Consider the following 20,016-nt stretch of genomic DNA (forward strand, 5'->3'; position numbering starts at 1 on the left):
CGAGTTCCGCCTTCAGCGGCCCTCGGATGGTAGCTTCCGTTGGATCAGGAAGACCAACTTCCCACTTCACGATGCACAAGGACGCGTTCAGCGCATCGGCGGCATCGCCCAAGACATCACCGACGCCAAGCTCGCCTCCGAGCACTCGGCCGTGCTGCTGGCCGAGTTGCAGCACCGGGTGCGCAACATCATGGCCATCATCCGCTCGATTGCCGCCAGGACGGGCGAGCGCGCGGAGAGCGTGCCGGACTACGCTACTCTCATGGGCGGGCGCCTGCTGACGCTGGCCCGCGTTCAGGCCCTCCTCACCCGCGCCGCCAACGCGGGGGTGAGCGTGACCACCATCGTGCGTGATGAACTCAGCGCTCAAGCTCAGCACGAGGGGCAGTTCGCGATCGACGGGCCAGACCTAATCCTGTCGCCAAAGGCCGCCGAGGTGCTGACGCTCGCCGTACATGAACTGACGACGAACGCGCTCAAATACGGCGCGCTCGCTTCGCCGCAGGGCCACGTCACGGTGCGTTGGACGACGTTCGACAAGCACGGAAGGCGCTGGCTCGGCTTCGACTGGATCGAAGAAGGCGCATCTGAGCGTCCCCCGCCGGAGCCGTCCGCGTCACGGCGGCGGGGCTTTGGGAGCGAGTTGATCGAGGGGCGCATCCCCTACGAACTCGGCGGCCGGGGCAAGCTTGTTATTGAAGCGGGCGGTGCACGATGCCATCTGGAGTTCCCACTGCGAGATGGCAACAGCGTCTTGGAGACGGACGCGCCGCAGCGCGCGACGGTGTTCGGAGGAGCGCTCGACATGACAGGGGAAGCCGACCTGATCGGCCTTCGCGTGCTGGTGGTCGAGGACGACTACTACCTCGCCACTGACGCGGCGCGCGCCCTTGAAGGAGCCGGGGCCGAGGTGCTGGGTCCGTGCCCGAACGAGGCGGCGGCACGAGATGAATTGGAAAAGCAGCGTCCCGACGCGGCGGTGGTGGACATCAACCTCGGCTCAGGCCCGTCGTTCAAGCTCGCCGGGATCCTGAAGGGCCAGGGCATCCCCTTCGTGTTCACCACAGGGTACGACCCGGAGGCGATTCCGGCGGAGTTCGACGGCGTTGGGCGTCTGCAGAAACCGATTGAACTCCGGCAGATCGTCAGCGCCGTGTCGAAGCTGCTGACCGGCGCTGCGTAGCCGCGAAACGGACGTTCCGATGCTCCGAGTTGGGTCGGGAGCAGCCCCTTGCAAGTGGGCGCCAAGCGTCAGATTTTGACTGTGAGATGCGGATTTCGCTCGCGAATCCGTCATGCACCCTCGAGACGACCTCACGCAGAACTTCCATCCGTGGCTCACCGCCGTATCCAGCCTCATCGAGCACGGCGAGCAGCCCCCCGAGGCGGATGCCCGCCTGCTCCTCCTACCCCGGGTCACGCTCCAGCAGGTTCGTCACCTCGCGCTTGGCCATCACCGACACCTACGGTGGGGATCAGGTCGCGCGGCGGAAGCCGCGTCTTTGGCCAGGAGCGCAGCCATAAGTACTGGAGCCGCGAAGGAGGGTGAGGGATGGCAGAGTCAGGGGCGAGCAACGCGGGTCTTCGTGTACGCCTCCGCAAGAAGCGGCGCGCCCGCGCGACGCCGGCAAAGACCTTCCGTGACCTGCACGCGGCCCAGCGCGCCGGCGAGACTGCTCGCGCGGGTGGCGAGAGCCGGACCGGCTCCTTGAGCGCCTCGGACACGATTGCCAGACCGGCTCCTCAGGGTGGCACCGAGGTCGTCATCAACCACGTTCTCGTCTGAAACGGTGCGGGAGGCGGTCTCAATCCGCGAGGCGCGGATTCAAGCTGCTCCTCGTCGCCGTGGTCAGATCCTTCTGTGGAAACGCCGGAGTCACAGCTGTTCGATCCGTCCGCTCCACCGTTACGCTTGCGCCCATGCCTGCCGGCGAAGGTGCCGGCGGTCGGAAGAAGCGGATTTGGAACAAGCGAGTACGTGACTCAGCCCCTCGACAGCATCGCCAGCGTGCTCGAAGAGACGGGCGAGTACCGCGTGCTGCGCCGGATCGCGCCCTTTGTCCCCTCCGCCGTGCATCCCGACGAGCCGACCTTCATCGGCCTGATCCTCGACACCGAGACGACGGGCACCGACTTCGCGCAGGACGAGGTGATCGAGCTCGGCATCATCAAGTTCGAGTACGGCGCCAGCGGCCGGATCTACCGCGTGCTGGAGAGCTTCAACCAGCTGCACCAGCCCAGCCGACTGATCCCGCCCGAGATCAGCCGGCTGACCGGCATCACCGATGCCGACGTCGCCGGGCAGCGGATCGACGATGCGGCGGTGGAGCGGCTCGCGGCCGACGCCGCCGTGGTCATCGCCCACAACGCCAGCTTCGACCGGCAGATGTGCGAGCGGCGCTGGCCCGTATTCGCCGAGCGGAACTGGGCCTGCTCCCTCAATCAGGTGCCCTGGCGCGATGAGGGTCACGAGGGCCTGAAGCTCGGCTACCTGCTCATCGACTGCGGCTACTTCCACCAGGGCCATCGGGCGATCGACGACTGCCATGCCCTGCTGCAGCTGCTGGCGCGGCCATTGAGGACCTCCGGCCGCTTGGCCTTGTCCTGCCTGCTGGAGACGGCACGCAAGCCGACGGTGCGGATCTGGGCCGAGGGCTCTCCGATCGAGACCAAGGACCTGCTGAAGGCGCGCAGCTACCGCTGGAGCCAGCGTCGACGCAGCTGGTACGTCGACCTGGACGAGGCGCAGATCGAGATCGAGCGCACGTTCCTGAGCGAGGCGATCTTCCATCGCCCAGTGGCGCATCTGCCGGCCGACCGGTTCACGGCCCGCGACCGCTTCTCGGCGCGGGCGAACCCAGAGCTTTGAGGCGGCGCTTCGCCGGTAGCTTCAAAGCGCCTGTCCGCCACGAGCATGCAGCGGCCGCCTTTCCTTCTCGCATCGAAACCTTGCTCTGACGTAGCTGGTGAGGTCGGTCCACCATCGAAAAGCGGCCGTTCCGCTTTGCGCCCATCCCAGTCGATCAAAGGACCCAGGCGGCTTCTCCGATGCGGACGTTGCAGCAGTTTAGCTTGTAGGTCTGAGGCGCGCCGATTGTGTTGAAAAACTCTGCGGCGTGGTCGAAGCCCTCTATAGCTAGTGTTTGTCGCCCGATACGATCCCAGGTGTTGTAGGTTGATGTCGTCAAAAGAGGGTCAAAGGGAGTTTTTCAACACAATCCGCCAGGCACCGACGTTGCGCAGGCAGGCGCTGAACCGCCGCTTCTGACCCCAACGGACCTTCGAACCATCACGGGGCGAAGATCTGATGGGGAGGCTGCTGATCATGTCTCTATATCGCCAAGCGTGATGGCAGCGATGGCCCTCGGCGTCACGGGACCTGGGGAAGGTGCATTTCCTTGCGGAAGCTCTTGTCAAAGGCGCCGACCGGCACGAAGCGTCGCAACAAGCTGACTTGGCGCGCCTTCGATCCTGCGGTGTAGCGGCGCTTGGGCGTCGTCGCGGTGGCGGCCGTCACGACGACCTTCGCCACGACCTCGGGCGCGTCGGCGGACTTCATGACTTCGCCTAGGAACCGGTCCCGACCGGTACGATCCGCTGCGTAGAGGTCGAGGGGCGCGTCGGGCCGCACGAGGTTCTGGTCGAAGCTCGTGCGGGTGAAGGCGGGCTCGACGAGCACGATCCGGATGCCCTGTCCGCGGACCTCGTGGTCGAGCGATTCCGAGTAGCCCTCGACCGCGTGCTTACTCGCGCCGTACAGGGCCATGAACGGCGCAGGGACCAGTCCCATGACCGAGCTGATGTTGACGATGCGACCGGATTTCTGGGACCGCATGATGGGCAAGACGGCGCGGGTCGTGCGGATGAGGCCGAACAGGTTCACGTCGAACATCGCCTGGGCCTGCCCGATCGAGGATTCCTCGGCCGCGCCGCTGATGCCAAAGCCCGCGTTGTTGACCAGAAGGTCGATACGGCCTGCCTCACTGAAGACTGTCTCGATCATGTTGGCGACGGAGGCGTCGTCGGTGACGTCACAGGCGAGCATCGTGATCTCACTGGAGGCGGCCGGCTTCCGGCTTGTCCCGTAGACGCGGTAGCCGGCGGCCCGCAGGGCCTTGGCGGTCTCCAAGCCGATCCCGGACGACGCTCCGGTCACGATGGCGGTCTTGCTGGACGTCTGGCTCATGGTGGTCTCCTTGGAGCGGCCTCCCGACCGGCCGCGTCACACATATAGATTACGTTTATAATTTATGTCGGCAAGGCGGCGCCGTTCCTGACCCGGCGGTCGGGTGCGTTGACGCACCGGTAGCCTGGCGCGGTCCGTCGCACTGCTCGGAGCAGGCCGTTCGTCTCCGGTCAGCGTCCCGGGCTGGCGGCCGGTGCGAGGGGAGTGGGAGCCCCGAACACGTTGGGCGCGGGCTCGATTGGGAACATCCGCCCCGTGACGAAGGCGAAGGCGTTGACGAGGCCCATGGTCGCGAAGCCGGCCGCGAGGGCGGCAAACATCCCCGGAAGGCCGAAGCCGAGCGCAGATGCGAGCCCGGCGCCGCCGAGCACCACGCCCATCCGGAGAAGGCTGGCGGCGAGCGGCCAGCCAACGCGGCCGGCCCCTTGAGCAGCGAAGTAGAGCGCCAGTCCGAAGCCGAAGAAGCCGTAGAACGGGCCGACGATGCGCAGGTACGACGCGCCCGTGGCCAGCATTGCCGGATCGTCTGCGAATACGGTCAGCCACCCAGTCGGGTGCAGGGCGGCTGCGAGCCCGATGGCTTCCGTCAGGAGGCCGGCCGCGACCGCGCCGGTCAGCGCGGCCCGATGGGCGCGGGCAGGGCGACCGGCGCCCAGGGCCGTGCCGACGAGGGCCGCGATGGGCGAACCGAGACCGAATACGAGGGGGACCAGGAGGTATTCGAGGCGTGCACCGGTTCCGTACCCGGCTACCGCCGCCGGCCCCGCCGTGCCGACGAACCCGGTCGCGGCGATGACCGTGACGTTCGAGGTCATGCTGGCGATTCCAGAGAGCAGGCCGATGCGCAGGATCTCGCGCGACGGCTCCCACGCGAGGCGAGACAGACGCCGGCTCGGGCGCAGGACGCCGCGGCCGGACCAGATGTAGGCGGCGAACACCGCCGAGCCCGCGGCGTAATAGGCGGCAAATGCAACGCCGCCGCCCGCTACCCCGAGTTCAGGGAGCGGCCCCCAGCCGAAGATCAGCGCCGGTGAGAGCGGGATCAGCACGATGGCCCCGACGCAGGTGACGGTGGCTGGGAGTGCCATGTTGCCGGTGCCGCGGATCACGGCCGACAGCGCGTTGAACAGCCAGATCAGGACCGCCCCGCCGAAGACGACATTCGCGTAAGCTGTCGCGGCGTGGAGCGAGCCGCCGGTCCCGCCCATCGACGCGTAGAGGAAGGGTCCGAGCGGTAGGGCGAGGAGGCTGGTCGCGAGTCCGAGCCCCAGCGCGAGCGCCGTCGCATGCCATGCCAGCAGCCCGGCCTCCGCCTGCCGCCCGGCACCCAGCCTGCGCGAGACCGCCGACTGGATGCCGCCGCCCATACCGCCGGCGGAGAGCATCTGGACGAGCATCACCACCGGGAAGACGAGGGCCATGCCGGCGAGCGCGTCGGTGCCAAGGCCTGCAACGAAGTAGGTCTCGATCAGGCCGACCGAGGTCTGAACGAGCATCACCACGATGTTGGGTACGGCCATCCCAGCTAGCGTCGGCACGAGGGGCGCTTCCAACAGGCGGCGAGTGCGTGTGTCCATGACGGTAAGTCCGACTCCTCATGGCAGCGGGAGCGAGCGGTCAAGCCATGCCTTGCCGCGGATCCGGAGACCGATGCCTCAATCGATGCCGATGGAGCGCAGGTGGAAGCTCGGGGCCTCGTGACCGTCCTTCGCGGGTTCAGAGAGGAGCCGCAACTGACCCTCGGAGACCCAGATCCTGCCGCCGGCGACGGTCACACCCGTGGGGCCCGCGAACCGGCCGAGGGGTTCCAGTTTGGCCCAGTTGCCCGAGACCGTGATGCGGCTCAGGGCGCCGCTGCCCTCAACCATCAGGAAGCTGTCCCCGAAGGCACGCAGCCCGTCCGGGAACTTGAGGGGCTGCGTCGTTTCGAGCTTCGTGACTGGACCAGCGACGCCGTCCTTCACTGCGATGCGAAAAAACTCGCCGCCCATGAATGTGTTGACGTAGATGTTGCCGTCGGATCCAAACGCGATGCCGTCGAGCCCCTTGGCCAGGGCTGGATCCTCGACGAAGACCTCGAATGCCGCGGCGCCCGGTTTCAGCCTCAGGATCTGCGGGGCGAAGGTGTTTGTGACGTAGAGCGCACCCTGCCGGTCGAGAGCGAAGTCGTTCGCCAGCGCCCTATCGCCTGGCAGCCGGACGCTTTGTTTCAGCGCGCCCGTCAAGAGGTCGAACGCCTTGACCCAGGCGCCTTCCGTTGCCGTCGGTCCCCTCGCCCCAATCGCCGTGGCGTCGTTCGAAGCTACCCACAGAATTCCGCTCTTCTCATCGGTTAGGAGGCCGAAGGTTGAGCGCGTGCCGTGGTCGCCGGGTTTCAGGAAGGCGGTCGCGGTCGCGCCGCCGGCCCCGATCCTGAGTACGCCGCCATCGGCGATGCTGCTCACGAAGAGGGTTCCGTCGGAAGTGGATGTCACGTTTTCCGGAAACCGTCCGGTCTCCGGCAGGCGGATCGCCTCCAGCCGGTCGGACGCGAGTGCGGGCAACCCCATCAGGGCGAACACGACCGAGAGCCCGACCGCGTACCGGGCTAACCTGATGCGGCCCTTGAACCGATATCCATTCATCCGCACGCTCCTCCAGCGACAAGAATCGGCTCTCATCCGTATGGGTCGCCGGAGCGACGTCGATGCTTATATATTATGATCGTAATTTATCGGGGCTCGAAGTGTCCGTCAACTGCTATGGATCACGCCGGATGACGATGGCCGAGAGCGGCGCTGGGCCCCGGAGCCGTCCTCGAACCGCCTACGGGGCGACCGAGGAATGCGCCGCCTGGATCAGTTCGTTCGCCAAACCCTCGTCGTTGACGGCCCGAGCCAGGACGACCGCTCCGACGAGCGTCGACAGCGTCGCGAGGGAGCGCTGTCGGCGCCGCTCCCTGGATGCTCTTGGCGTCAGGTTGGCGAGGATCGAGGCCAAAGCCTCGACGCCGCGGGTGAACCGGCTGCGGACCGGGCTGTCGGAGGGTTCACGCGAGACGTCGTTGGCCAGGGCCGCAAGCGGACATCCCTTTCCGGGCGCACGGACGTGCCCGAGGGAGAGGTAGTTCTCGAGGATGGTGTCGATGTCCCCGCGCCGCTCCTCGGCGATCGCGGCGTCGAACGCCTCGGCCGCCAGGGCCTCCTTGTTGGCGAACTGGCCGTAGAAACCGCCATGGGTCAGGCCCGCGGAGGCCATGATGTCCGCGACGCCGACGCCGTGAAGGCCGCGCTCGCGGAACAGGGCCGCGGCGACCTCGACCACGCGCTGACGGTTGAGCCGAGCCTGCTCCTGCGAAACTCTCGACATCGCCTGATTCCTCAATTGTCCAATGCCATATATAGATGCACGACGTCATCTAAAGAAGGCCCGTCCGTGATGCCGGCGTTGAACGACGAATGACCGGCCTGCGCGAGGTGGGCGGATGCGCAGACCGGTCGCCGCACCGCACGCCCGATCGGGCGCGCGATCCCATGAGGCCTGGGAAGCCAGGCATGTACGCGCTCGCCTTCAGGACTTAGCAGGAACTGGCAGCAGGCCGGCGCCGGTCTGGGTGATCCCCTTCCTTGGCTCCCGCACCACCCGGAACCAGAGGGCGTAGAGCGCGGGCAGGAACAGGAGCGTCAGCAACGTTCCGACGCCGACGCCGCCGATGAGCACGTAGGCGAGCGCCCCCCAGAACACCGAGTGGGTGAGCGGGATGAAGGCCAGCATCGCGGCGGCCGCCGTCAGGATGACGGGACGGGCCCGCCGCACGGTCGACTCCACGATGGCCTCGTAGTCCGACAGGCCCGCCGCCCGGTCGTGGTGGATCTGGTCCACGAGGATCAGGGTGTTGCGCATCAGGATGCCCGACAGGGCGATCAGGCCGAGGATCGCGTTGAAGCCGAAGGGCTGCTGGAAGATCAGCAGCGTCGGCACGGCCCCGACGAGGCCCAGCGGGGCGGTGGCGAACACCATGAACATCGTGGTGAACGAGCGCACCTGCAGCATGATGACGGTAAGCGTCACGATCAGCATCAGCGGGAACACGGCGATCAGGGCGGTCATCGCCTTGGCGCTCTCCTCCACAGCACCGGCCGAGTCGATGCGGTAGCCCGGCGGCAGCTTCGCCCTGATCGGCTCGAGGAGCGGGGCGACCTGCGCGTGGATGTCCGGCGGTTGGCGGCCGTCGAGCACGTCGCCTTGGACGCGGATATAGGTCTCGCGGTTGTAGCGCTTGAGCACCGCGTCCTCGCTGCGGCTCTCCAGGCGCGCGACCTGCGAGAGCGGCACCTGGCGCCCGTCCCGGGTGGCGAGCGTCAGGTCGCCGACGTCGCCGAGCGAACGCCGCTCGGGGCCGGGGCTGCGCAAGAGCACATCCACGGAGCGCAGGTTCTCGCGCACCTGCGTCGCGGGCGTGCCGTTGAGGTAGCTCTGCAGTTGCTGGCCGGCCTCCTTCGGTGTCAGGCCGATCAGGCGCAGGCGCTCCTGGTCGAGGGCGAGATGCAGGCTCGGGGTCTTGTTGCCCCAGTCGAGGTGGACCATCCGCATGTTCGGGTTAGTGGCCATGGCCTCGGCGACCTGGGCGGCGATGCCGCGGATAACGTCGAGGTCCGGCCCAACCACGCGGAAGGCTACGGGGAAGCGGACCGGTGGCCCGAATACAATCTGCAGCACCCGCACCCGCGCCTCGGGGAAGCGGCCCTCGTCGACGAGCCTGCGCACTTTGGCCCGGAGCGCGTCGCGGGCATGGGAATCGGCGGTCTGCACCACGATTTGCGCGAAGGCGGGGTCGGGCAGTTCGGGATCGAAGGAGAGCACGAAGCGCGGCATGCCCTGGCCGATATAGCTCGTGATCTCGCGCGCCTCCGGCAGTTCGCGGACGGCGGCCTCGACCCGCTTCACCGTGGCCTCGGTGGCCGCGAAGGCGGACCCCGCAGGCAGCGTCACCTCGACGATGAGTTCGGGGCGCTCGGAGTTGGGGAAGAACTGCTGTTCCACCTTGCTCATGCCGACCACCGCCGTGGCGAACAGGGCCAGCGTGATGCCGGCCGCGATCCACTTGTGGTCGACCGAGAGCCGCACGATCCGGCGCAGGCGCTGGTAGTTCCTCGTGGCGTAGATTGCGTCGTGGCCACCCTCCACTTTCTTGATGTTTGGCAGCAGCTTGACGCCGAGATAGGGCGTGAAGGTCACCGCCACGATCCACGAGACGATCAGCGAGAAGGCGACCACCCAGAAGATGTTGCCGGCGTATTCGCCTGCCGTCGAAGCTGCGAAGCCCACGGGCAGGAAGCCGGCGATGGTGACGATCGTGCCCGTCAGCATCGGCGCGGCGGTGGCGCTCCAGGCGTAGGTCGCCGCCGCAATCCGGTCGGCGCCCTCTTCCATCCGCACCACCATCATCTCGATGGCGATGATGGCGTCGTCGACCAGCAGACCGAGCGAGATGATCAGGGCGCCCAGCGTGATGCGGTCGAAGTCGCGGCCGGTGAGCATCATCACCACGAACACCGCCGACAGGGTGAGCGGCACGGCCAAAGCCACCACGATGCCGACGCGGAATCCGAGCGCCACCAGGGACACGAGGATCACCACGCCGAGCGCAGTGAAGAACTTCACCATGAACTCGGCGATCGCCTCGTCGATGACCTTGGCCTGATCGCTGATCTTGGTGAAGGTGATGCCGGCGGGCAGTTCGTGGTGGATCGCGACCTCCTCGGCCTTCAGCGCCGTGCCGAGGGTGAGGCCGTTGAAGCCGGGCTTCATCACCACGCCGAGCATCAGGGCCGGCTCGCCGTCGTTGCGGATCTCGAAGGCCTTAGGGTCCTCGTAGCCGCGCTTGACCTCGGCGATGTCGCCGAGCTTCAGGCTGCGCTCGCCCGCCGCCACGGGCAGGTTGCGGATCGCGTCGAGGCTGTCGATGGTGCCGTCCAGGCGCAGGTACACACGGGGACCGTCCGCCTCGACGAAGCCTGCGGGTGTCACGTCGTTCTGGTTGGCGAGCGAGGCCAAGAGCTGCTGGCCCGTGATCCCGAGTGTGGCAAGGCGCTGGTAGGAGATCTCGACGAAGATTTTTTGCGCCTGCTCGCCGAGGATGTTGATCTTTTCGACGCCGGGCACCCGCAGCAGGCGCTGGCGCAGGTCTTCGGCCCGCATCACTAGGTGGCGGTGCGGTTGGCCCTTGGCCTGGAGAGCGTAGAGGGCGAAGTAGACGTCCGAGAACTCGTCGTTGAACAGCGGCCCGAGCACGCCGCGCGGCAGGCTGGACGCTTGATCCGAGAGCTTCTTGCGCGTCTGGTAGAACTCCCCCTGGACCTTGGCTGGGGGCATGTTGTCCTTGAAGAAGACCTTCATCAGCATCAGGCCGGGCCGGACCGTCGTCTCGACGCGGTCATAGTAGACGAGTTCCTGCAGCCGCTTCTCCAGCGAGTCGGCGACCTGCCGCTGCATCTCTTCGGTGGTCGCACCGGGCCACGCGGCCGAGACCGCCATCACCTTCACGGTGAAGGTCGGATCCTCGGCGCGCCCGAGCCGCTCGAAGGCGAAGACGCCGGCCCCGATGACGGCGATCAGCAGGAAGAGCGTGACCGCGCGCTCGCGCACGGCCAGCGCCGAGAGATTGAAAGCGGAGGCGCTCATCGGGCCACCCCTGTCATGCTCGGAGGCGCCTGGCGCACGCTCTGTCCCGCCTTGAGGAGATGGGCGCCGAGGGAGACGATCCGGTCGCCTGGGCTCAGGCCGGACGCGACCTCCGCGCTCTCCTCGGACAGCCGGGCGATGGCGACCGGCTGTGCGGTGACGGTGCTGGTGGCCGTGTCGAGCCTCCACACAGCCGAGCCGGTGCCTGCGTCGAACACGGCTCCTAGCGGCACCGACACTGAAGCCGGGCGCCCGGTGTCGCTCGGCTTGAGCCGGAGCGTCACGGTGGCCCCGAGCGGCGCATCCTCGCCGCCGCCGGACAGGATGTAGCGCGCCCGGTAGGTGCGGGTGGTCGGATCGGCGGTGGCGGACAGCTCGCGGAGGCGCGCCGGATAGGTGGACTCGCCCTCAGCGTAGAGCGTGGCGGAAGCCGCCCCTTTCGCGAGGCGCCGGCTCGCCTCGGGGAGGAACACCTCCGCTTCGCGGGCGCCGTCGTGGGCTAGTCTCACGACGGTCTGACCGGCGGCGACCACTTGGCCTGGCTCTGAGGGCACCTCCATCACCACGCCGTCGGCATCGGCCTGAAGCTCGGAATAGCCGGCCTGGTTCGCGATCTGGCTCGCCTGTGCTTCAGCGGAGGCGAATTGGGCGATGGCCGCGTCCGCCGCGGCCTTGTTCTGGTCGTAGGTCTGGCGCGAGGTCCAGCCTTCGCCGACGAGCTTGCGGCTGCGCTCCTCGTCGGCCTTGGCCTTGATCATCTGCGCCCGCGCCGCCTCAACCGAGGCCCTAGCCGCGTTGAGAGCGAGGGTGAAGTCGGTTCGGTCGAGCCGCATCAGCGCCTGCCCGCGCCGCACATGGTCCCCCGGATCGACGAGGCGCTCGAAGATCTTGCCGCCGACGCGAAAGCCGAGGTTACTCTCGGTCCTCGCTCGGATCACGCCTGTGTAGCGCGCGATCCCGGCAGCGGCCGGCGCGACCTCGACGGTCTGGACCAGGGGCGGCTCGGGCGCCACCGCGGTCTCGGCCGGCGAGCACCCGGCTAAAGATAACCCTACGAGCCCGAGCAACCATCGCGCATCCATCGCCTGTCTCCGCAGCGCGCTTCGCACGCACTTAAATGATGAACGACATTTATTTGCTCTGCGGTACGGCGTCAATGGGCAGATCGAATCCCGACAGGAGCCTCTGGGGTTGCGAAAGGTGTGAGGTCTGGAGCGGGATGAGGCGCAGAACCGACCTCGGGTGTGAGCTGGTTGGTGCGCCGTCACACTGAACCACCAGTCCAGCGAGACCTGCGCCTTGCCTTTATAAATTATCAATGTAATTTATGCGCGTAGCGTGACCCCTTCGAGGCTGCCTCGGAGGAAAGCATCGCAAACCAAACTATTCACAAAACCGCCGTCGTTACCGGAACTGCTTCTAGTATATAAAAAGCGGAGGCATGTCTAGGCACGACTCCGATAAGCAAGTGTACAACAACAGGAGACACCAATGATTTATAGTTCCATCGTAGAAAAAGCGATCCGCCAAAGCTTCGACGACGTCAACAACCACCGCTGGGACGATGCCGTAAAGGGGCTGTCGCCAAACGCGTATCATAGGGTTTCCGGCATTCATGCGCTGGGAGGCGAGCGCCATGGAAAGCAAGCGGTGAAGCAGTGGTTCGAGCGCATGGGCCGTGTCTTCCCGACACTTCACATCGAGGTTGACCAGGTCCGGGTAACGGGCTGGCCCTGGAACACCACGGTGTTCGCCAAATGGCGTGCCAACGCGAAGCTGCTCGACGGCCGAAGCTCGTACGTGAACAACGGCATCCACGTCTTCAACTTGCGGTGGGGGAAAGTCCATTCGATTGAGGAGTATTTCGATTCGCAGGCTGCGGATCGAGCCCTCGCCATCCAGGCTGGTGCCGGTCTTGACGAAGCCGCTGCGAAACCGATCGCTAGCTAGGGCGGGTTGTTACCGGGGCCAAACCCGTCGGACCGATGAGCAGGGGCGGAGACAGCGTGTCCGTTGCGGTGCGAAGGGTCAAGGGTCTGCTTGCTCCCCCTATTCGGACCTTCGGCGACTGCGTTTCAGATGTCTGCTTGGGGTCAATCTGAGGCGTTCAGCTGAGCCGCGCAGAATGTCCGCTTCACTGCCCCGCCCGCTCCGAAGCGGACCAGCAGCTTTCGGCCAAATTCAGCCGTTCGGCATTGCGCCCATTGCCGCCATCTAACCGCTCCGAACAGCTCCTCGAAAGCGGCCATTCGTCGACTGGGTGTTATGGAGCGTCGCCTAATCTGCCGTGTGCTGGGGGGCCGTCACAGGGGGCAGAGAAGGCCGTGGCATCAGGGCTCCGAGCCGCCGACCAGTTCGCATGTGCCGCCGAGGCGCTGCTCGATGGCGGTCAGGGCAGCCTCCAGCGAGGGATGAAGGACGGCCATGCCGTCGAGCCGGCTTCCCCGCTCGGGCAAGATCGTGAATGGCGTGTCTGACCACGCCGTCCTGCGGATCATGCCAAGATGACGGCCGAGGCGATCATACAGGGTCCACTCGGTATCGGGCGGGCCGATCGGATTGACGACAACATCCATAGGTGCCCCGAGAGGAAACAGCTGCTGAGCGTTCACCCGCGGATCATGCTGAAGCGCCGCCTGCCCTGCCGTGGGAACCGGCCGGCTTGCGCATGATCCAGTCATTCATCCTTGTCGAGGCTGAAGAGAAGCGAGCGGTGCGCCTGCGCGATGGTGAGCGTGCGGGTGATCTCAGCCAACAACTGCTGGGCATGCGCCAGCACCTCCTCGCCCCCAGTCAACCCGGCAATCAGATCAGTCTGCCGCGCCTGGCGCTGCTCGGCCTCGGCGACTTGACGGCTTGCGAGTTCGAGCGGCGTCTCAAAGGGGCCGGTCACCTGCTGCTGTTCCGGCATGCGGTGAGCGGCAGCTCGATCGAGCAGCGCAGCTCCGTCTCGGCGATCTCGTAGCGTCCCTTGCCGCTGAGCATGTAGGGCAATGCCCGCTCGATCAGCTCGCGGTCGTAGCCGCGCCGGATCGAAGCCTCCTCATGTGCGGGCCCAAGATCGTCCTCGACCCAGTCCAGTACGATCCGGCGGCCTTCATCGAGGGCGTCGACCCGCCACGTCACCGTGAGGCGGCCCTGCTCGCTGGCCAACGCACCGTAGCGGCTGGCGGTGGTGATCAGCTCGTACAGCGCCAGGGCGAAGCTCTGCACCACCGCCTTGCGGATGCTCACCTCTGGCCCTTTCAGGACGATGCGGTCCTGCAGGGCGGGCCCGAGCACGTCGAGTTCGGTCTCGATCAGGGCCCGCAGGGTGATTAGCTCTTGATCGTAGCGGGAGAGCAGGCCCTGCACCCGCGAGAGCGCGCCGAGCTGACCCGCGAACTGCTCTCGGAACGCCTCAGTCGGTCCGGCCCGCCGCATGGTCTGGTTGGCGAGCGAGCGCACGACGGCGATGAGGTTGCGGGTGCGGTGCTGAAGCTCGGCCGCCATCGCCGCTTGCTGTTCGCGAAGTCGGTATAGCTCGCCCTCAGGACTGTCCGGCTTCGGCAGGTTCGAGCCCCTGCCATCAACCGGATCACTCCGCCGCTCAGGATCGGAGGCGTAGCTCGTTGCTCGCAGTATCTCCCACGACCGCGCCAGAGATGCGCGGCAGCGCTCGATATGTTTTCGATCCTCGATGGTAGACCGGCTGGCCCGGAGAAACGCAGGGATGGGAGCGGCAACAACCTCGTTCATCCGTCCCGTCTGCGATCTTTTCGCGAAGGCTGCCGTCACATGTGTTGAGTTCTGCTGGCCTGCGGCACCGACGGTTCGGCAGGGTTGGTGGCAACCAGGGGCTTGGTGCGCTCCAGCAGTGCGCGCGACTTCGCGATGACCTCCTGAGAGGTCTTGATCAGCCACGCATCGTAGTGGGCGCCAGGAAGGCGCTTGGGGGCGCATCGGCCATGACGGCACTCCTCGCTTGCAGGCGGGAGCACACGTCACTCTCAGCCACCAGCGCCTACGGTTCGGAACCGGCTGGTGATGTCGCCACCCTGCGCCTGCTCGCGCCGGAAGTCCAAGCGAGGCGGTGCAGATTTCTCAGCGGGGTGCGGCAAGCGTTCCAATAGGGCTTGCCCTAGTGGACCGGTCCAGTCGCCGACGAACCTCGTTCCGCGCACATCGTCCAGCATTCTGGAACGGCAGAAGCGCTGACGTCTCAGACCCTATTGGAACGTCGCTCGCGAGGGCTTGGCCAGGGACGCTTAAAGCCGAACTGAGACGTCCGCTAAGCCCAGCGGCTCGCCCGAAAGCCGCCAGTCTGCCTTCGGCCAAAATCGGTTGGCTGATGACGTGATCCTGGGCCTTCATCCGGCCCTGTGGTTTCAGATGTCGCCTCTCAAGGCGCCGCAACGGGCTGCGACACGGTCTCGTCGGAGATGCCGACCTTGGCCCAGACATAGAACGCGAGCAGCGCCACCGGCAGCCCCAGCAGAGACGTCCCGACGAAGAACCAGGTGAAGCCCGTCCGCTCGATCGCAAAACCCGAGAAGCCCGCCAGGATGCTGCCCGGGAAGGCGCAGAGCGAGGTCATCAGCCCAAACTGGCTGGCCGCGTGCTCGGGCGAGGAGAGCGTCGACATGTAGGTGATCAGCACCACTGACGCGAAGGCGTAGGCGAAGCCATCAATGCCGACGGTGACCGCAAAGGTCCAGAAGGCCGCTCCACCGTCGCCTCCATGGGCGGCGAGGTAGGCGAGGCTGAGATGAGAGGCCGAACCCGCCACCGTGCCGATGAGGAGGCTCGGCAGCATGCCGATGCGGGGGATGAGGGCGCCGGCCAGGAATGTCCCGCCCAGCGCGATCCAGAAGCCGAAGAGCTTGGTAACGGTTGCGATATCGGTGTTGGAGAAGCCCTGGTGCTTGAACAGCGGCACTGCCATCGCACTCGAGACGTAGCCCGGCATCCGGAAGCCGGCAACGAGCAGCAAGATGACCGGTGCCGCCGGACCCAATCGGCTCAACAGTTCCCGGATCGGCGCCCAGACGGTCTCGACGAAGCCGGCTCGGACAAGATGATGGGAAGGGTGCTTGTCGGACGGCGGTTCGGGAGCGAGCACGGCTGCAAGCATGCCCGGCAGCATCAGGCCGCCCATGCAGAGATAGGCGCCGCGCCAGCCGATCCGGTCGGCCAGGAACAGGGCGCCGGCCCCGGCCGCGAGGTTGCCGATCCGCCAGCCGATCTCGGCCCAGGACGACAGCACCGCCTGCTTCTCGGGAGGCCGGACGCTGGTGATGCGCCATCCGTCGATAACCAGGTCCAGCGTGGCTCCGGCAAATCCCAAAGCCAGTGAGAAAACGATCGTCCACGCGAGCTGATGGGCCGGATCGCCGAACGCGATGCCGGCGAGAGCTGCCATGACGCCGAGCTGCGCGACGATGATCCAGGCCCGCCGGCGGCCGAGCAGGCGCCCGAGCACGGGCGGATCGTACCGGTCCAGGAACGGCGCCCACAGGAACTTGAACTTGTAAGCGAGGGTCAGCTCGCTCAGGAGCCCGATCGTCGCAATCGAGATCCCGATGTCGGATAGCCAGGCTGACTGGGTGGCGTAGACGAGAAGGAAGGGAATGCCAGAGGTGAAGCCGAGGCCGAGGGCCGGTGCGATCCGCCGATCCGTGAACAGCGCCGACCAGAAGGGTGTCGGCTCCGGTGGCGCCACGGCCGCTGATGTCATGCGCGGTTTTCTCCGCTCCCGCCCGCGCACGACGGGCCAGGGTAGACGTAAGCTCATGAACCAGGATGCGCGTGCGGTCGTTCCCGGCTGCGCGTACTCGTTACAACAGCGGCGGTAGGCAATGGCGCGTCGCCCACATACTCGCAGCGCCAACATCGGCCGCTACGTTTTCCAGGGTGTGGATCAGACTGCGGTGTGTCCGCCGAACGACGGATGAGATGCCTGATCCAAACGGGGCCAATGGCTGCTTTTGAATGCTGACCACATGACTGATGAGAGCCAGTCGAGGGGCCCGTGGCGAAAGGCAGTCGTGCGGCTCTTGGCGCTCGCGGCACGGCCCGCACGCAGGGCGCAAGGGCGGAGCGGAACTGTCATAGAAGCTTATCGAGGATATGGCACGAGCGAGGAGATTTTCCTCATCGGACGGGTGTTCCGGCAGTCGGTCTCAAACCGGAAGGAGCGCGAAGACGATATCCGCGCAAGCCTGCGCAACATTGCGCACCGCATCCGCCGTCGCAAAGTCGCCGGAACTCTCGTGACCGCTCGCATTGGCGGCACGGAGACTCGTGTGACGACCGACCGCGACGGCTATTTCCGTGTTCACCTCCACCCGCACGATGTGCCATCCAGCTACTCCCCGTGGCGCTCAGTCGAACTGAGCCTTGATGCCGCCCCGGCGGTACGCGCTGAGGCTCAGGTGTACATCCCGCCGACCAACTGCCGCTTCGTCGTCATCAGCGACATCGACGACACGATCATGCACACGGGCGTCGCCAACAAGCTCAAGATGCTCTGGCGCCTGTTTGTGGCCGACGCCGAGAGCCGTGTTGCGTTCCCCGGTGCGGCTGCACTGTGTCGAGCGCTCCACACCGGCGTGACCGGTGATGACGCCAACCCCATGCTCTACGTCTCTCGCGCCCCCTGGGGCATTTACGACATGCTCGACGAGTTCTTCCGGCAGCACGAGATCCCGGTCGGACCAGTCCTATTCTTACGGGAGTGGGGCCTGTCCTGGCGGCACCCGCTGCCGCGAAGAGCAGAGGACCATAAGCGCGAGCTCATCAGTCACATGCTGGCGCTCTACCGGGACCTGCCTTTCGTGCTGATCGGCGATAGCGGCCAACATGACCCGGAGGTGTACGCTCAGGTTGTGGCGGACCATCCAGGCCGCGTGCTCGCCGTCTATATCCGCAACGTCTCACGGGGCGCAGGTCGCGTCGCCGAGATCGAGCACCTCGCCGCTACGGTGGCTGCGGCCGGTAGCAGCCTAGTGTTAGCCGCCGACAGCGACGCCATGGCCCAGCACGCTGGCGGTCTCGGCCTGATCGCTCCAGAAGGTGGCCAGGCGGTCTCAGCCGAGCGGGCGGCTGCCGGTGCTGCCGAGGTGGTAGCCGAGACCCAGCAGGTCGTTGGACCAACAGCCGCAGCAACCTCGCAGAAGGTGGCCGACGGGAAGCTGAAGAGCGTTCTCGAGGAAGGATCGGACACGCCGCTGAATGTCGTCGTCGAGCCGGCCAACCGGGGCGGGTTGAGCACACCCTCGGATGCGAACTGAGCGTTAGCATGGGGCATCCAACGCGATCTCGGACCCGTCCCCTCCGGTTTCGGCGCAGCGTCGTCCGCGATTTGCGCAATCGCATCCGGTTCGCTCTCGTCGGCCTGCTGATCCTGGTCGGCCTGCACGTCGTCTCGATGATGGCCTTCGAGCATCTGGGGCTCGGCGAGGCGATCTGGCTGACCTTCACCACCATCACGACCACGGGCTACGGCGACTACTCCGCCAAGACGACGGCGGGCCGCGCCTCCACCATCGTGCTGATCTACCTCAGCGGCATCTTCCTGCTGACGCAGGCGGCCAGCGCCTTCTTCGAGTTCAGGATCCTGCGCCGTGAGCGCAAGCGCCGCGGCGAGTGGAGATGGGACATGCGGGACCACATCGTCTTCGTGAACGCGCCGGCGGACGAGCCGGGCGACTACCTGCGCCGCCTCCTCGACCAGCTCCATCGCTCGCACGCCCACTTCGCCGCCGTCCCCTCCCTGATCCTGACCGAAGCCTTCCCCGACGGTCTTCCGCCCGATCTTGAGGACGATCCGCTCATCGTCCAGCTCAAGGGCCGGTTCGACGATCCGGCGGCTCTCGACGCGGCGGGCGTCGATCAGGCTCAGGTGCTGGTCATCCTCGCCGAGAACGAGGGGACCGCCTGTCGGACAGCCGCACCTTCGACATCATCCATCGGCTGCGCGAGCGGGGCATCACCGCGCGCATCATCGCGGAATGCGTGGACGACCTGAACCGCGAGCGCCTGAAGCGGGCGGGGGCGTCGGCGATCGTCAGGCCGCTGCGCGGCTACCCGGAGATGATCGTCCGCGCGATCGTCGCGCCCGGAACGGAATGGATCATCGAGCGGCTGTTTTCCAGCGAGGGTGACGAGTGCCTCCGGTTCGATGTCGCGGTTGACGGGCTGACGTGGTCGAGCGTGGTCAGGGCCGTGCTCGAGGCGAATTACGGCACGCCGGTCGGCTACGCGGACGTGGAGGGCCAATTCCACAGCAACCCGCCGCCGCAGGCGCCGATCGCCGCAACCGCGCTGTTCATCCTCGTCGACGAGACCCAAAAGCCGACGAACAGCGCCCTCCAGAAGCTCCTCGAGGGATAGCGCGGCGCGCTTCCGCAGGCGGGGTGTTCTATGCCATGCCCGTCCGACGACGAGGACCCTCACGTTGACCGAACGAACTCTCGTGCTCGTGCGCCACGGGCAAAGCTACGATAACGAGCAGGACCTCTTCTCTGGTTTGAGAGACCCCGATCTCACCAGCCAAGGCGTGGCGGAAGCCATCCAGGCTGGACGCCAGTTGTTGGATCTTGGCTTCCGCTTCGATCTCGCCTTCACCAGCGAGCTGGCCCGCGCACAGCGCACCCTGACGCTCATCCTGGCAGAACTCGGGCTGTCCACGCTCGAAGTGAGACAGTCTGGGGCCCTGAACGAGCGCGATTACGGAGAGCTGGCCGGCTTGAACAAGGAGGAGGCTCGGGGACGATGGGGGGTGCAGCAGGTCCGCCTATGGCGGAAATCATATGATGCTGTTCCTCCGGGTGGGGAGAGCCTCGCCATGACCGCCGACCGGCTGGTGCCGTACTATGCGCAGGAGATTGCGCCGCAAGTACAAGAAGGGAAGCGTACGCTCGTAGTGGCTCACGGCAACTCGTTACGATCTCTCGTCATGCACCTAGACAAGCTTAGCGCTCAGGATGTGGCAGACGTGCACCTCGCGACGACTCAGATCCTCGTCTACCGCTTCGACGAGGCTGGAGCAGTGCTGGACAAGCAGTCGATCTTGACTGACGTGCGGCGGAGCTGACGCTGTTGGTGCGCGATGCTCAGGCAGCGCAGAAGCTTGGTGAACCCGGGTAGGGCCATCGGGGTCCCTGGCCTGCCGCCTGGGACTAGGG

17 protein-coding genes and 1 pseudogene are annotated in these 20,016 nt (G+C 66.4%); 8 read left to right on the plus strand and 10 right to left on the minus strand.

The features are described 5' to 3' along the window. From MOX02_RS26190 to MOX02_RS26200, 3 genes are all read left to right on the plus strand, one after another. Positions 1–1,183, plus strand: a 1,183-nt coding sequence (locus MOX02_RS26190; RefSeq protein ID WP_147028755.1) for an HWE histidine kinase domain-containing protein, incomplete at its 5' end; no start/stop codon positions are given. A 369-nt stretch (positions 1,184–1,552) separates the two neighbouring features. Further along, complete coding sequence (locus tag MOX02_RS26195; protein ID WP_147028756.1) at positions 1,553–1,786, plus strand: hypothetical protein; 234 nt, start codon at positions 1,553–1,555, stop codon at positions 1,784–1,786. 192 nt (positions 1,787–1,978) lie between these two features. Continuing rightward, positions 1,979–2,869 carry a 3'-5' exonuclease gene (locus MOX02_RS26200; protein WP_147028757.1) on the plus strand — a complete coding sequence of 297 codons (891 nt, stop codon included), beginning with the start codon at positions 1,979–1,981 and terminating at the stop codon, positions 2,867–2,869. 501 nt (positions 2,870–3,370) lie between these two features. Here MOX02_RS26200 and MOX02_RS26205 read toward each other — a convergent pair. The 6 genes from MOX02_RS26205 to MOX02_RS26230 all read right to left on the minus strand — a co-directional run bounded on the left by MOX02_RS26205 (position 3,371) and on the right by MOX02_RS26230 (position 11,931). Beyond that, complete coding sequence (locus MOX02_RS26205; protein ID WP_147028758.1) at positions 3,371–4,186, minus strand: oxidoreductase; 816 nt, start codon at positions 4,184–4,186, stop codon at positions 3,371–3,373. Between the two features lie 170 nt (positions 4,187–4,356). Next, positions 4,357–5,763, minus strand: coding sequence for an MATE family efflux transporter (locus MOX02_RS26210; RefSeq protein ID WP_147028759.1), 1,407 nt, complete (start codon positions 5,761–5,763; stop codon positions 4,357–4,359). A gap of 78 nt (positions 5,764–5,841) precedes the next feature. Continuing rightward, positions 5,842–6,810 carry a Vgb family protein gene (locus tag MOX02_RS32430; RefSeq protein WP_238179038.1) on the minus strand — a complete coding sequence of 323 codons (969 nt, stop codon included), beginning with the start codon at positions 6,808–6,810 and terminating at the stop codon, positions 5,842–5,844. A 181-nt stretch (positions 6,811–6,991) separates the two neighbouring features. Continuing rightward, positions 6,992–7,534, minus strand: coding sequence for a TetR/AcrR family transcriptional regulator (locus MOX02_RS26220; RefSeq protein ID WP_147028760.1), 543 nt, complete (start codon positions 7,532–7,534; stop codon positions 6,992–6,994). 201 nt (positions 7,535–7,735) lie between these two features. Then, positions 7,736–10,849 carry an efflux RND transporter permease subunit gene (locus tag MOX02_RS26225; RefSeq protein WP_147028761.1) on the minus strand — a complete coding sequence of 1,038 codons (3,114 nt, stop codon included), beginning with the start codon at positions 10,847–10,849 and terminating at the stop codon, positions 7,736–7,738. Then, the gene (locus tag MOX02_RS26230) at positions 10,846–11,931 is read right to left on the minus strand and encodes an efflux RND transporter periplasmic adaptor subunit (protein WP_147028762.1); all 1,086 of its coding nucleotides are present in this window, start codon (positions 11,929–11,931) and stop codon (positions 10,846–10,848) included. Before MOX02_RS26230 ends, MOX02_RS26225 begins: the two co-directional genes overlap by 4 nt. A gap of 409 nt (positions 11,932–12,340) precedes the next feature. On the opposite strand from MOX02_RS26230, the gene MOX02_RS26235 reads away from it, so the two are divergent. After that, positions 12,341–12,799, plus strand: a complete 459-nt coding sequence (locus MOX02_RS26235) for a nuclear transport factor 2 family protein (protein ID WP_147028763.1) — start codon at positions 12,341–12,343, stop codon at positions 12,797–12,799. A 380-nt stretch (positions 12,800–13,179) separates the two neighbouring features. On the opposite strand, the gene MOX02_RS26240 is transcribed toward MOX02_RS26235, so the two are convergent. The 4 genes and pseudogenes from MOX02_RS26240 to MOX02_RS26255 form a co-directional block, all read right to left on the minus strand. Then, positions 13,180–13,425, minus strand: a complete 246-nt coding sequence (locus MOX02_RS26240; protein WP_147028764.1) for a hypothetical protein — start codon at positions 13,423–13,425, stop codon at positions 13,180–13,182. Positions 13,426–13,526: 101 nt separating this feature from the next. Then, positions 13,527–13,760 (minus strand): hypothetical protein, encoded by a 234-nt coding sequence (locus MOX02_RS26245; RefSeq protein WP_147028765.1) that lies wholly within the window; start codon positions 13,758–13,760, stop codon positions 13,527–13,529. After that, positions 13,739–14,371: pseudogene (locus MOX02_RS26250) on the minus strand (HWE histidine kinase domain-containing protein); the annotation flags it as partial. The pseudogene MOX02_RS26250 and the gene MOX02_RS26245, both read right to left, overlap by 22 nt. An 859-nt stretch (positions 14,372–15,230) precedes the next feature. Then, entirely contained in the window at positions 15,231–16,565 is a 1,335-nt protein-coding gene (locus MOX02_RS26255) for an AmpG family muropeptide MFS transporter (protein ID WP_147028767.1), read from the minus strand. A 265-nt stretch (positions 16,566–16,830) separates the two neighbouring features. Between MOX02_RS26255 and MOX02_RS26260 the strand changes: the two genes are divergently transcribed. The 4 genes from MOX02_RS26260 (at position 16,831) to MOX02_RS26270 (ending at position 19,925) form a co-directional block, all read left to right on the plus strand. Then, positions 16,831–18,120 (plus strand): App1 family protein phosphatidate phosphatase, encoded by a 1,290-nt coding sequence (locus MOX02_RS26260; protein WP_147028768.1) that lies wholly within the window; start codon positions 16,831–16,833, stop codon positions 18,118–18,120. A 71-nt stretch (positions 18,121–18,191) separates the two neighbouring features. After that, positions 18,192–18,857 (plus strand): ion channel, encoded by a 666-nt coding sequence (locus tag MOX02_RS32435; RefSeq protein ID WP_238179018.1) that lies wholly within the window; start codon positions 18,192–18,194, stop codon positions 18,855–18,857. Then, positions 18,845–19,222, plus strand: coding sequence for a hypothetical protein (locus MOX02_RS32440; protein WP_238179016.1), 378 nt, complete (start codon positions 18,845–18,847; stop codon positions 19,220–19,222). The genes MOX02_RS32435 and MOX02_RS32440 overlap by 13 nt, the downstream gene beginning before the upstream one ends. 64 nt (positions 19,223–19,286) lie before the next feature. Further along, positions 19,287–19,925, plus strand: a complete 639-nt coding sequence (locus MOX02_RS26270) for a 2,3-bisphosphoglycerate-dependent phosphoglycerate mutase (RefSeq protein ID WP_147028769.1) — start codon at positions 19,287–19,289, stop codon at positions 19,923–19,925. Positions 19,926–20,016 lie beyond the last annotated feature (91 nt).

The organism is Methylobacterium oxalidis (assembly GCF_007992195.1).
Lineage (GTDB): Bacteria > Pseudomonadota > Alphaproteobacteria > Rhizobiales > Beijerinckiaceae > Methylobacterium > Methylobacterium oxalidis.

What these genes read in the sequence shown, in the direction of transcription:
- MOX02_RS26245 (WP_147028765.1), bottom strand. Translation starts at nt 13,760, where the DNA reads ATGCCGGAACAGCAGCAGGTGACCGGCCCCTTTGAGACGCCGCTCGAA.
- MOX02_RS26225 (WP_147028761.1), bottom strand. Translation starts at nt 10,849, where the DNA reads ATGAGCGCCTCCGCTTTCAATCTCTCGGCGCTGGCCGTGCGCGAGCGC.
- MOX02_RS26255 (WP_147028767.1), bottom strand. Translation starts at nt 16,565, where the DNA reads ATGACATCAGCGGCCGTGGCGCCACCGGAGCCGACACCCTTCTGGTCG.
- MOX02_RS26220 (WP_147028760.1), bottom strand. Translation starts at nt 7,534, where the DNA reads ATGTCGAGAGTTTCGCAGGAGCAGGCTCGGCTCAACCGTCAGCGCGTG.
- MOX02_RS26205 (WP_147028758.1), bottom strand. Translation starts at nt 4,186, where the DNA reads ATGAGCCAGACGTCCAGCAAGACCGCCATCGTGACCGGAGCGTCGTCC.
- MOX02_RS26210 (WP_147028759.1), bottom strand. Translation starts at nt 5,763, where the DNA reads ATGGACACACGCACTCGCCGCCTGTTGGAAGCGCCCCTCGTGCCGACG.
- MOX02_RS26235 (WP_147028763.1), top strand. Translation starts at nt 12,341, where the DNA reads ATGATTTATAGTTCCATCGTAGAAAAAGCGATCCGCCAAAGCTTCGAC.
- MOX02_RS26240 (WP_147028764.1), bottom strand. Translation starts at nt 13,425, where the DNA reads ATGGATGTTGTCGTCAATCCGATCGGCCCGCCCGATACCGAGTGGACC.
- MOX02_RS26195 (WP_147028756.1), top strand. Translation starts at nt 1,553, where the DNA reads ATGGCAGAGTCAGGGGCGAGCAACGCGGGTCTTCGTGTACGCCTCCGC.
- MOX02_RS32430 (WP_238179038.1), bottom strand. Translation starts at nt 6,810, where the DNA reads ATGAATGGATATCGGTTCAAGGGCCGCATCAGGTTAGCCCGGTACGCG.
- MOX02_RS26230 (WP_147028762.1), bottom strand. Translation starts at nt 11,931, where the DNA reads ATGGATGCGCGATGGTTGCTCGGGCTCGTAGGGTTATCTTTAGCCGGG.
- MOX02_RS26260 (WP_147028768.1), top strand. Translation starts at nt 16,831, where the DNA reads ATGACTGATGAGAGCCAGTCGAGGGGCCCGTGGCGAAAGGCAGTCGTG.